Origin of the sequence: Kocuria sp. KRD140, assembly GCF_017168375.1 — a bacterium.
Taxonomy (GTDB): domain Bacteria; phylum Actinomycetota; class Actinomycetes; order Actinomycetales; family Micrococcaceae; genus Kocuria; species Kocuria marina.
Genome location: NZ_JABFAW010000009.1, coordinates 212,282 through 223,164, shown reverse-complemented (window position 1 = coordinate 223,164; position 10,883 = coordinate 212,282). Strand labels below are relative to the sequence as shown.

The 10,883-nt window shown below is 70.3% G+C and carries 10 protein-coding genes; 4 read left to right on the top strand and 6 right to left on the bottom strand.

Going from position 1 to position 10,883, the window contains the following annotated elements; translation table 11 throughout:
• From J1M36_RS09795 to J1M36_RS09780, 4 genes are all read left to right on the top strand, one after another.
• A partial coding sequence (locus tag J1M36_RS09795; protein WP_241247054.1) for a hypothetical protein occupies positions 1 to 762 on the top strand: 762 nt, incomplete at its 5' end.
• A gap of 556 nt (positions 763 to 1,318) precedes the next feature.
• The gene (locus J1M36_RS09790) at positions 1,319 to 2,254 is read left to right on the top strand and encodes a VOC family protein (protein ID WP_206479223.1); all 936 of its coding nucleotides are present in this window, start codon (positions 1,319 to 1,321) and stop codon (positions 2,252 to 2,254) included.
• Between the two features lie 84 nt (positions 2,255 to 2,338).
• Entirely contained in the window at positions 2,339 to 3,301 is a 963-nt protein-coding gene (locus tag J1M36_RS09785; RefSeq protein ID WP_098053601.1) for an aldo/keto reductase, read from the top strand.
• A 144-nt stretch (positions 3,302 to 3,445) separates the two neighbouring features.
• The gene (locus J1M36_RS09780) at positions 3,446 to 4,000 is read left to right on the top strand and encodes a type 1 glutamine amidotransferase domain-containing protein (RefSeq protein WP_206479215.1); all 555 of its coding nucleotides are present in this window, start codon (positions 3,446 to 3,448) and stop codon (positions 3,998 to 4,000) included.
• Positions 4,001 to 4,240: 240 nt separating this feature from the next.
• Here the strand turns inward: J1M36_RS09780 and J1M36_RS09775 are convergent, their stop codons facing one another.
• The 6 genes from J1M36_RS09775 to J1M36_RS09750 all read right to left on the bottom strand — a co-directional run bounded on the left by J1M36_RS09775 (position 4,241) and on the right by J1M36_RS09750 (position 10,843).
• Positions 4,241 to 5,332 carry an alanine--glyoxylate aminotransferase family protein gene (locus tag J1M36_RS09775; RefSeq protein WP_206479213.1) on the bottom strand — a complete coding sequence of 364 codons (1,092 nt, stop codon included), beginning with the start codon at positions 5,330 to 5,332 and terminating at the stop codon, positions 4,241 to 4,243.
• Between the two features lie 188 nt (positions 5,333 to 5,520).
• Positions 5,521 to 6,750, bottom strand: coding sequence for an MFS transporter (locus tag J1M36_RS09770; RefSeq protein WP_206479212.1), 1,230 nt, complete (start codon positions 6,748 to 6,750; stop codon positions 5,521 to 5,523).
• Positions 6,751 to 7,019: 269 nt separating this feature from the next.
• Entirely contained in the window at positions 7,020 to 7,484 is a 465-nt protein-coding gene (locus tag J1M36_RS09765; RefSeq protein WP_206479210.1) for an SRPBCC domain-containing protein, read from the bottom strand.
• A complete protein-coding gene (locus J1M36_RS09760; RefSeq protein ID WP_098053604.1) occupies positions 7,477 to 8,421 on the bottom strand; it encodes a glycosyltransferase family 2 protein in 945 nt (314 codons plus the stop codon). The genes J1M36_RS09765 and J1M36_RS09760 overlap by 8 nt, the downstream gene beginning before the upstream one ends.
• On the bottom strand, positions 8,418 to 9,752 hold the full coding sequence (locus J1M36_RS09755) for a bifunctional PIG-L family deacetylase/class I SAM-dependent methyltransferase (protein ID WP_342358330.1): 1,335 nt from the start codon (positions 9,750 to 9,752) through the stop codon (positions 8,418 to 8,420). The genes J1M36_RS09760 and J1M36_RS09755 overlap by 4 nt, the downstream gene beginning before the upstream one ends.
• Positions 9,749 to 10,843, bottom strand: coding sequence for an acyl-CoA dehydrogenase family protein (locus J1M36_RS09750; protein ID WP_342358329.1), 1,095 nt, complete (start codon positions 10,841 to 10,843; stop codon positions 9,749 to 9,751). Before J1M36_RS09750 ends, J1M36_RS09755 begins: the two co-directional genes overlap by 4 nt.
• Positions 10,844 to 10,883 lie beyond the last annotated feature (40 nt).

The window sequence follows — 10,883 nt, the reverse complement described above, 5'->3', positions numbered from 1 at the left end:
CTTCCCGCCCGCCCCGACGACCACGACGACGGGCCACCGCCCGAGAGCCGCTACCAGCACCTGGACGACCAGGCCGTGCGCGCGTCCGCGGCCGCCCTGCAGCGCAGGATCTACTCCCGCTTCCCCCAGCGCAGCCTGTGGGAGGTCTGCGGTGAGCTGATCGCCCTGGTGGACGAGGTCACCGAGGGCGGTGGCATCAGCCGGCGCCGGATCCGCACCGCCCGCACCCTGTCCCGGCTGGGCGTCCTGGTGGTGCTGCTCGTCTTCGGCACCGCCATCACCCTGGCGGCGCTGAGCATCTGGGCGGACCCGGATGCCCTCGGCCCGGTGGACTGGCTACCCCTGCTGGAGACGGTGGTCAACGACCTCGTCTTCGCGGGCATCGCCATCTTCTTCCTGCTCGCGGTACCGCAACGCCTGGAGCGCGCCCGCGTGCTGCGCGTGGTGCACCGGTTGCGCTCGCTCGCCCACGTGATTGACATGCACCAGCTCGTGAAGGTCCCGGAGCGCCTGCCCGCCGCCAGGGTCTACACCGAGGACGCGCGGGAGGACGAACTGGCACTGACGCGCGCACAGATGACCCAGTACCTGGACTACTGCACGGAGATGCTCTCGCTCGTGGGCAAGACCGCCGCACTGTTCGCAGAGGACACCACAGACGCAGACGTGCTGGACGCCGTGGAGGGCATCGAGGCCCTCACGTCGGACATGGCGCGGAAGGTGTGGCAGAAGATCGCGATCATCCAGGAGCAGGGCGGCTGACCACCCACCGCGGGGGTGCCCGCCACGTCGTGAAGACCCGTAGAGCCGGGAGCACCACACAGGCCACGAGGCCCGCGACCGAGGAGCGGACCCCGAAGCCCAGGACGCACGCCAGCAGCACCATCAGACCGATGGCAGGTGTCCCCTCGCCGATGCCCGCGGCCACGAGCGGGACGCCCGAGTCGATGCAGCGGGCCGCGGGTCAGCGCAAGGCCCAGGGGAAGGACGAGCACGAGGGCGATCACCGTGGCCAGCGCCGTGAGGCCCAGGTGCTGCCAACAGGCGGCGAAGAACTGCTCGGGGCGCCGGTCCAGAAACTCTCCCACGGGCCTGCCCCCTCTCTGCTCGACACACCCAGACCCGTCGACCAGGGCTCGGCCGAGTGGTCAGGGTCGGTTGGCCGCCCGAGGGGCGACGTGGTGATTGGCCCATCACAAGGTGGCTTTTTGTTGACGTGCATCCATGTTTTTGTCCGGATGTACTTGCGGCAGTAACTATTTTTTAGGTAATATGTTGAGTATTACGGCGGCCTCCCGGGCCGTCCCCCGACAAGGAAGTGGTTCCCCTGTCCCTGCTCATCCAGCGCCCCGATCCCCGCAGCCTGCGCCGCCGCCCGGCGGACGACCTGCTCTCCGACGGCACCACCATGGGTGCCGTGGAGCTGCTCGTGAAGGACCTGGACGGGATGATCGCCTACTACTCCACCGGCGTGACCCTGGACGTCCTGCAGCACTCCGGGGACACCGCCGTACTGGGCCACGACGGCCGCATGGTCCTGCGCCTGCGCCGCGTCACGGACCTGCCATCCTGGCGCCCGAACCAGGCGGGCCTGTTCCACACCGCCGTGCTCTTCGACGACGACGCTGCCCTGGCCCGCGCGCTCGCCTCGATGGCCCGTTTCGCACCGGGCACCTTCACCGGTTCCGCGGACCACCTCTACAGCCAGGCCTTCTACTTCACGGACCCCGAGGGCAACGGCGTGGAGCTCTATGCCGACCGCCCCCGGGAGACCTGGCAGCGCGAGGCGAACGGCCTGCTCAGCCTGGCCTCCAACTATCTGGACCCGAACGAGTTCCTGCGCACGAATCTGTCCCGGGAGGCGCCACAGCCGACCACGGCACCGGCCTCCACGCTGGGACACGTCCACCTGCAGGTGGGCGACATTCCCACCGGGCGCGAGTTCTACGTGGACACGCTCGGCTTTGAGGTGATGAGCGACGCCGGGTCCGCCCTGTTCATCTCCGCCGGCGGCTACCACCACCACATCGCTCTGAACACATGGAACAGCGCGGGCGCCGGTCCGCGCGCCGCGTCCCTGGGCCTGGGCCAGGTCAACATCGACCTCCCCACCGGCGAGGACATCGCCGCGCTGGAGGAGCGCCTCACGGACCACCGCGTGGCCACCCGCCACGACGGCGCCGTGCTGCGCTTCGAGGACCCCTGGGGCACTCTCATCCAGGTCGCGCAGGCCCCCGAGCCGGGCGTCGCCTGACACTGCCCGCCCCGTCATGTCGGCTTGCTACAGTCGCCAGGGAAAAGGCCCCGACCGGCCACCACACCACCGCAGGAGGTTCCCATGAGCCAGCACGCACCCACCACCGCACGGATCGCCGGGATCGAGCAGGAGATCTTCCGGCTGAACCTGGGCGGGAACACGTTCGGGTGGACGAGCGACGAGCAGCAGTCCTTCGACGTCCTGGACACCTTCGTGGCCGCGGGCGGAAACTTCGTGGACACCGCCGACATGTACTCCGTGTGGGCCGAGGGCCACGAGGGCGGGGAGTCCGAGACGGTTCTGGGGCGCTGGTTCGCGGCGCGCGGCAACCGTGACTCCGTGGTGCTCGCGACCAAGACCGGTGCGCACCCGCGGTTTCGCGGCCTGGCGCACGACACCGTGGTGGCTTCTCTCGAGGCGTCCCTCGATCGGTTGCAGACCGGCTACGTGGACCTCTACTACGCACACTATGACGACGCGGACACGCCCATCGAGCAGCAAGTGGAAACCTTTCACGAGCTCGTGGACTCCGGGCGCGTGCACGCGGTAGGGCTGTCCAACTACTCGCCGCAGCGCATGCGCGAGTTCTTCACGGTGGCCCGCGAGCGCGGCTTGGCGGTGCCCGCGGCCATCCAGCCGCAGTACAACCTGGTGCACCGCCGCGATTTCGAGCGGGACTACGCCGCGATCGCCCGGGAGTACGACGCTGCCGTGTTCCCCTACTTCGCCCTGGCCTCCGGCTTCCTCACGGGCAAGTACCGCACCACCGATGACCTCGAAGGAGCGGCCCGCGAGCAGATGGCCCGGGAGTACGTCTCCCCCGAGGGTTTCGCGGTTGTGGAGGAACTGGTCTCCGTGGCGGACAGGCACCGCGCCGAGCCGGCCACCGTGGCCCTCGCATGGCTGCTCGCCAAGGGCGTCACCGCACCCATTGCTTCCGCATCCTCCGCCGCGCAGCTGTCCTCGCTGGTGGCGGCGCCCGCACTGCACCTGGGCGCGGACGACATCGCCGCACTGGACCGGGTGTCGCAGCCCTTCGCGTGAGGGGACGCTGGGTGCACGCAGCAGACGCCGCGCGGCGGCGTCATGATCGTGTCGCTAATAGCGGAACCGGCGGGGACACCCTTGCCAGGGAAAGTGCCGCGGTGCCACAGTGGAACCGCGACCCAAGAGAAAGGATTCTCGACAATGGCTGAACTATCCGGCAAGAAGATTCTCGTTCTGGTGACCAACCAGGGCGTGGAGCAGGACGAGTTGAAGGTGCCCCTGGAGAAGTTGCGGGCCGACGGGGCGGAGGTCACGGTGGCCGCCCCCGAGACCGGCGAGGTGAAGTCCCTCGTGGGCGACTGGGACCGGGGGGAGACCTTCCCCGTGGACCAGACCATCTCCAGCGTCAACGAGTCCGAGTACGACCTGCTGCTGCTGCCCGGCGGCACGCTCAATGCGGACGCCCTGCGCCTGAACGAGGACGCGCAGGAGATCGCGAAGTCCTTCGCGTCCTCCGGCCGCCCAGTGGCCGCCTTGTGCCACGGCCCGTGGCTGCTCGTGGAGACCGGCGTGGTGGACGGCAAGACCCTCACGTCCTACGCGTCGCTGAAGACCGACATCACCAATGCCGGCGGCAACTGGGTGGACCAGGAGGTCAAGGTGTGCCCCGCCAACGAGTGGACCCTGATCACCTCCCGCGACCCCGGTGACCTTGAGGCCTTCGTGGGTGCGATCAAGAAGCAGTTGAGCATCTGATCCCGTCTTTGCACCGACGCACAGTGGGCCCCGCCGGATCCGGCGGGGCCCACTGCGTCGTCGGGGGTCGTGTGCGGTGGACCGCTGTCCGTGCGGGTGGCGGCGGGCCAGCGAGGGTGCTGCGGATGAGGGCGTCGGCGGGTGCGCACAACTTCTGTGCTGCACCACGCACATCAGAACCCCGATTTCGCCTCTTATCGCAGCACAGATGTTCCCCGAAATGGGCGGGCTCGGCGCCCGTTAGCGGCCCAGCACCTCCCGCAGCGCACCCAGGATCAGCGTGACCGACTCCGGGGCGGCGTTCGGACCCATGAGCCCGATGCGCCACACCGTGTTCGTGTACTCCTTCACACCGGCGCCGATCTCGATGTCGTACTTCTCGAGCAGTTCCTTGCGCACCGCGGCCGAATCGACCCCCTCGGGCACCTTGACCGTGGTCAGCTCCGGCAAGCGGTGTCCCTGCGCCGCGAACAGTTCCAGGCCCATGGCCTCCAAACCGCCCTGCAGCGCGCGGCCGGCGGCCTCGTGACGCTCGCGAACGGCGTCGAGCCCCTCGTCGAGGACACGGCGCAGACCCGCCTCGAGGGACGCGACCATCGCCACGGGCGCGGTGTGGTGGTAGGTGCGACTGGAACCGGAGGCCTCCCCCACGTAACCGCCCAGCATGCCGAGGTCCAGGTACCACGAGCGCGGCTTCTCGACCCGGCGCTGCCACGCCCGCTCGGACACCGTGAACGGCGCGAGCCCCGGAGCCACGCCCAGGCATTTCTGGGTCCCGGCGTAGCCGATGTCGATACCCCACTCGTCCGCCTTGAGCTCGATGCCGCCGATCGAGGTCACGGCGTCCACGAGCAGCAGTGCGTCACCCTTGATCCGGCCCAGGGCGGCGATGTCCGAGCGCACGCCCGTGGAAGTCTCCGCGTGCACCGCCGCGATGATCTTGGGCGAGGGGTGGGCCGCGGCGACCTTCTCCGCGTCCACGGCTTCGCCGAAGGGGAAGTCCACGCGGATCACGTCCGCGCCGCACCGGCAGGCGACGTCGCACATGCGCTCCCCGAACAGACCGTTGACCGCGATCACCACGGGGTCTCCGGGGTTCACGAAGTTCACGAACGCCGCTTCCATCCCGGCCGAACCGGTCGCGGAGAGCGGAAGCGTACGGCGGTTCTCGGTGCCCCACACCGCGCGCAAACCGTCGCATGCACTGTCCATGATCTCCAGGAACTGCGGATCGAGGTGGCCCAGCAGCGGCCGTGCCAGCGCCTCGGTGGCTTCCGGATACGGGTTGGTGGGGCCGGGTCCGAAGAGGTGACGGATGAGGATCTGGCTCATGACTGGGTCTCCTTGCTGGCACCGCCGCGGCGGACCGGGGTTCGCCCGCGGAACGTGCGGGCCCATCGGACGTGTTCCGGGTTACGTCCAGCGTAGGCCCAGGGCCCCGGGCCGCGCGATTCACCACCCGGTGGGTATCACACGACGACGCCGCTCGGGTTCTGTCGTACGTCACCCGGCGGCACACCTCAGTTCCCGCTGGGTGCCACCGGGCGGCGTGGCAGGAAGATGGCGGCCAGGACGATCGCGATCACGATCAACGCACCGATGCACAGGGTCGCCCCGCCCCAGCCCGCGCTCGTGAACGCGATGCCGGCGGCGTACCCCAGCGCGGAGGAGCCGCCGTAGTAGAAGAGTGTGTAGAGGGAGGACGCCTGGGCCCGCCCCTCGGTGGCCATGGCGGGAACCCATCCGTTGGCCACGGAGTGCGCCGCGAAGAATCCGGCGGTGAACACCAACAGACCCGCGACGATCACCGGCAGCCACGGGACGACCGTGAGCAGCAGACCGCCCAGCATGATCAGGGCCGCGGCGATCAACACGGGGCGGCGGCCGAAGCGATCGGCGAGGCTTCCCGCCCGCGCGGAGGACCACGTCCCGGAGAGATAGGCCAGAAACAGCAGGGACACCACGCTCTGGGGCACGTTGAACGGTTCATCCCCCAGGTGGAAACCGATGTAGTTGTACACCGCCACGAAACCACCCATGAGCAGGAACCCCTGCAGGTAGAGGGTTACCAGGCGCGCGTCCTTGAGGTTGACCCACAGGTGCGCGATCAGCCCCTGCTCCCCCGTGAGCCGCACGGGCTGGGGCGTGAAACCGCGCTGACGCGGGATCAACAGGATGAAGGTCACGGCCGCGGCGGCGGCGATCAGCGCGACGACGCTCGTCCCCACGCGCCAACCGAAGAAGTCCGCGAGCGGGGCGGCCACGATGCGCCCGGAGAGTCCTCCCAGACTCGTCCCGGAGATGTAGGTCCCGGCCGCCACGGCCCCATAGCGCGGATTGACCTCCTCTGCGAGGTACGCCATGGCCACCGCGGGAATCCCGCCCAGAGCCACGCCCTCCAGGAACCGCAGGCCCACGAGGGATTCGAACGTGGGCATGACGTTGATGAGCACGCCCAGGACGGCGGCGCAGCTGATCGCGGCGACCATGGCGCAGCGTCGTCCCCAGCGGTCCGAGACGAGCGACCACGGGATCACCCCCACAGCGAGACCCAACGTGGCGGTGGAGACGGCGAGCGCGGCCTGGGCGGCGTCGATGTCGAGGTCCTGGGCCATGATGGGCAGCACGCCCTGCACGGAGTAGAGCTGGGCGAACGTGGCCACGCCGGCGCACAACAGGGCCACGAGAATGCGCCGATAGCCCGAGCTCCCCTTGTCGTAGCCCTCCCACACCCTGCGTGACGATCCCATACCCGGGTGCACCTCCTGCTGCGACTGTCCTGCCCGGGCAGCTGCGTCTTCCCGGGCCCGGCCGTACCATGCGTGCACGACCTCGGCCAGGGTACGCCCGGTGCGCGCCCGGGCCCGGGCCGCTCCCGCGCGAGGTTTCCGTGCGGCGTCGTGCGGGAGTCACGCGGAAGCGGCGGCACCGCACCCGGACACGACGACGCCCGCGTCCGCCCTCGGGAGGACGCGGGCGAACGGTCATTCTGGCGCGGGACGCACCGCTCCGCGGGGTGTCAGGAGCCGGCGACGGTGGAGGCGAGCCGCTCGAGGGACTCCTCCAGAACCTTCTCGCCGAAGAGCGGGAAGCTGATCTTCTTCGTCACCTTGGGGTTGGCGTGCTCCCACGAGTAGGTGAGGGTCACGGTGGTGGAGTCCGAGCCCTCGGGCTGCAGCTCGTACACCCATTCCCAGCCGTTGTCCTCCACGGAGGTGCCCTCGGGGCAGGGCTTCCACGCGATGAGCTTGTTGGGGTCCAGACCGGTGACGTGGTTCTCCGTCTTGTAGTCCCCGCCCATCATCTCGGCGTGCATGTTCATCACGAAGACGTCGCCGACGTTCTGGATGCGCTGGTCCGTGCCAGAGATGACGGTCCCGGAGGCGTCCAGGGTGGGGTGTTTGGCGGGCAGTGTCAAGATCTCGAAGATCTCCTCCGCCGGGGCGTCGATGAGACGGCTGACGGTGATGGACTTCTCACTCATGGCATACCTCCTGATTGACGATGCTGATGGTTTCTACGTTAGCCACGGGAGAGGGAGGCCCTTCAAGCGTTTTTGCGATGGGCGAAGCGGGCGCGCGCCACTCCGATTCCTCCCGCGGCAGTGAGAGCGTCCGCAGGTGATGCGCGAACCCGAGCTCCGCACGTCCTTCGAGCCGCCCCGACGTCACCGCACGGATCCGGTCCGTGGCCTCGACCCGTGCGCCCACTCGGTGCAGTGCAGCCAGCAGGGCTTCGTCCTCGCTGCACGCCAGGGGTGGGAAACCGCCCGTGTGCTCGTAGAACGAGGCGCGCACACCCATGTTCGCCGCGTGGATGTGCGGGTGGCTCTCTACGAGCGTGTGTTCGCGCTGCCACAGCTCGTACACGTGCGGCGGACACTCCGTCGGGTCCGGTTCCACGGTCCCGAGAATCGCATCCACACCGGCGCCCGCGCGCTGCACCTGGTAGCGCAGCCAGTTCTCGGGCACCACCGTGTCCGCGTCCGTGGAGGCGATCCACTCCGGGTCCGACGCCGCGAGCGCCTGCCGGGCTGCTGCGGCGCGCGCTCCCCCGGCGCTGTGCCATTGCCCCGAAACGATCTCCAGTCGGGCTCGGCCACCGTCCCGGTTCGGCACCGCCCACGCCTGGCGCGCGCGCTCCACCGTCCGGTCCGTGCAGCCGTCCGCGGCGAGCACGACCGTGACCTCGACGTCGCCCGTCCCCACACCGCGCGGCGCCCCCCACAAGGGCGGCATGGCATCGATTCGGGACGTGCCGGGAGCGGGCCCGGCGACGTCGTCGGCGGATGCCCACTCGGACCGTGCGAACGACGGATCATGACCCAGCCCCGCGATCGCACCGGCGACCGACTCGAGGCACCGGCCCACGCGGTCCTCTTCGTTGCACGCCGGGATGATCACGGCGATCCGGCGGATCACGTGTTCTCCGCGGGAACGGGCGCGAAGACCTCGATCACGAAATCGGTTTCGCGGTGGCTCAGCACCCCGTGCAGCCCGGGAGTGCGCCGAGCCTCTCGGTGGACGTCCGCGCCGTCGAGCGGCCAGTCCGCGATCGGGTGCCGCCAGTGGCACAGCACGAGGTGCCCGCCGTCCGCGAGCGCCGCCACGCAACGCCGCAACAGCTCGCGCCATTGCTCGGGCGAGCAGAAGTACCCCATCTCGCTCACCACGATCAGCTCTCGCGGGGACCAGTCCTCGTCCCAATCGCGCGGCAGCACGGCGCTGACGAGTTCCACGTTCGGCACGCCCTTCCGTTCGAGCCGGGTGCGGGCGGCGCTCAGGGCGACGTCGCTCGCGTCCACCGCGGTCACGGAACGCGCGCGCCGGGCCAGTTCCACCGTGAGGGCGCCCGTGGAGCACCCCAGATCCAGGACGCTGCCGTAATGCTCCCGCGGCAGGCACGCGAGTAGCACGTCCCGTTTGCGCCGCTCGTACCACGAGGTGTCCACGGCCCAGGGGTCCGCGCTCGCGGTGTGCACACGGTCGAACACGGTCCGCTGATCGGGCGTGCCGAGCACGAAAAACTCGACCGAACGATCGAAGTGTTCGAGCACGTGGGGGCCTAGGAGCACCTCGTCCCCCCGCCGGTCGGACAGCGGCTGCACCTGGGTCACGTGGTGGGCCAGGGCGGAGCGCTTGGCAGCGCGAGCGGCGTCGTCCAGTGGGACCCGCACGAGCCCGCGCGGCAGGCGCGTGGGGGAACCCCAGTGCCAGAACCACACGGGGTACTGCAGGCAGCGCACACCCCACGCCCCGGCGGCCGCGACGACCGTGCGGGCCAGAACCTCGTGGTCGGTGTGCCCGTCCTCCTCCCACGTGACGATCACCAACGGCTGCTCCCCCTGCTCGAGCCATTCGAGATGACGGGCCACCGGCTCGGACAGTTCATCCTCGGACAGGCCGCCGTCGGTCAGGGCGAGGTACTCCGGCGGGGTGTCCGTGCTGGTCAGGGTGTGCACCGCGGCGGCGAGCTCTTCGTGGCGCAATGCGGCCAATCGTTCGGGCGTGTGGGTCGGTGAATCCGGGTGGGAGTTCTCCCCCAGGGTCGCCACGACCACCCGCACATCCGCTCCCGCGTCCGCGAGCCGGTGCATGGTGCCGCCGGCCCCCAGGGTCTCGTCGTCCGGGTGGGCCGCGAACACGACGACCCGGTCCACGCCGGTCAAGTCCACCTCGGGGGCGCGGTGCAGAGCGCCGCAGCGGGCCCAGTCGGCCTCGGGCGTGCCCGGATCACGGTGGTCGAAGCTCACCACGGGGTCTCCTCCGACCCATCCTGGACCAGCTCCAGCAGGGTGCGTCCGAGGGCGGCGGTGTCCCGCTCGGCGTGGTCCTGGCGGATGTAGACCTGCAGGGACTCGACCCGCCGCACGTGTGCGGGGTCCCCCGTGAGCGGACCGGGCCCGGTGGCGCGGGAGACCACGCGGATCACGGTGTCGGCGGCGTCGGCCACCGTGCGGCGCACGCGCAACGCCCATGCGGCGCCGTGCTCACCCGTGGCCTCGCCGCGGTCCACCGCCGCAGCCACACGGTCCAGGACGGCCTGAGCCGCACCGAGCGTGAGGTCGAGCTGCCCGAGGGCGGTGCGAGCGGCGTCGTCGACGGGGCGTGCGGGGCGCACGAGTTTGCACCACAGCAGATCCGCGACGGACTGTGCGCCGCCGAGCCACACGGCCGCCACGCCCATCCCGCCCCACGCGAAGCCCGGGCGGGTCAGGTACCACTCGTCCGCGCCGAGCGGTTGCGCCGGAACGCCCTCGAAACGGACGGGTACCGTGACGACCTCGGCGAGACCGCGGGACGTCCACCCCGCGGCGGCTTCGGGCCGGAATCCCGGGTGGTCCGTGGCCACGACGAACGCCCGACGGTGTCCCGTGGGTTCCCCGACCTCGTCGGTGACGTGCGCGGTCACGACGGCGCGTGAGACGGAACCCGCGAGCGAGCACCAGGGCTTGGTCCCGGTCAGGGTCCAGTGCGGACCGTCGGCGGCGTCATCATCGGCCGAGTGCGCAGCGGACGACGGCGTGGCCAGCAACGGCTCGCCCGACCCCTCCGCGGCCCACACGCCCCACGTGTCGCGGTCGGTGATCAGGTCGGTGCGGCCCGCCTGGCGCAGGATGGCCAGGGCATCCAGGTGGGGTTCGATGATCCTCGCGTACGCGAGGTCCATCCGACCCAGTGCGCTCAGCTCGCGCCACAGTTCACGCGTGGCGCCCTCACCCGGGGCGGGCAGGTCGCGTCCGAGTACGCGCGCCCGGCCCAGGGCGTGATCGACGAAGCGTTGCACGGCCCGGGGATCGGTCGGAGCCGCGGCGGGGACGGGAAGTTCTGGGTGCTCGGACACCCCATCAGCCTACGTGTCGGGGCGGACACCCACCCCACCT

What these genes read in the sequence shown, in the direction of transcription:
- J1M36_RS09785 (WP_098053601.1), top strand. Translation starts at nt 2,339, where the DNA reads ATGAGCCAGCACGCACCCACCACCGCACGGATCGCCGGGATCGAGCAG.
- J1M36_RS09780 (WP_206479215.1), top strand. Translation starts at nt 3,446, where the DNA reads ATGGCTGAACTATCCGGCAAGAAGATTCTCGTTCTGGTGACCAACCAG.
- J1M36_RS09775 (WP_206479213.1), bottom strand. Translation starts at nt 5,332, where the DNA reads ATGAGCCAGATCCTCATCCGTCACCTCTTCGGACCCGGCCCCACCAAC.
- J1M36_RS09770 (WP_206479212.1), bottom strand. Translation starts at nt 6,750, where the DNA reads ATGGGATCGTCACGCAGGGTGTGGGAGGGCTACGACAAGGGGAGCTCG.
- J1M36_RS09765 (WP_206479210.1), bottom strand. Translation starts at nt 7,484, where the DNA reads ATGAGTGAGAAGTCCATCACCGTCAGCCGTCTCATCGACGCCCCGGCG.